The sequence below is a fragment of the Micromonospora echinofusca genome (genome assembly GCF_017614955.1).
Taxonomy (GTDB): domain Bacteria; phylum Actinomycetota; class Actinomycetes; order Mycobacteriales; family Micromonosporaceae; genus Micromonospora; species Micromonospora echinofusca_A.
On sequence record NZ_WVUH01000728.1, the window covers coordinates 1 to 533 of the forward strand.

Consider the following 533-nt stretch of genomic DNA (forward strand, 5'->3'; position numbering starts at 1 on the left):
CGCGAGGACGAAGTCGAAGCTGGCCTCCCGTCCGCCGTCCACGGCGCGTACGGCCATCAGCAGGGCCGGGTCGAAGAGTGCGTCGGTGCTGTTGCGGGGCTCGTTGGGGAAGTAGAGCTGGGTGGTGAGGACCGGCCGGTTGGGTGCCTGCACCTTGACGTGGATGTGCCGGGTACGACCCGGGTACAGGCCGGGCACGATGGTGGTGAGCCGGTAGGCCCCGGTCGCGTCGGTGTACTGGTGGCCGCGCAGCCGGTACCCGCTGTTGTCGTAGCCGCCGTTGGTGTCGGCCTGCCAGAAGTCGAGCAGCACGTTGGGGATGGGCTGGCAGCCGAGCCCGAAGACGTACCCGCTGACGGTCAGTCGGGTACCGATGGTGCCGGACTCGATCAGGGAGCTGCGGCGGGGTGAGTTGGGTTTGAAGTAGGGGCCCTCCATCTGTGCCGGCGTCGGGTCGTCGCCGTCGTCGCAGGACGGGGTGACGGCCGGTGCGTCGCCGGTGGCGGGGGCGCTCGCCCGGGCCAGGGCTTGGG

Annotated in this window: 1 protein-coding gene; it reads right to left on the reverse strand. The window is 70.7% G+C overall.

Annotated features, from left to right (window positions below):
- On the reverse strand, nucleotides 1-533 hold a 533-nt coding region (locus tag GSF22_RS34110; protein ID WP_439957846.1), incomplete at both ends, for a dioxygenase family protein.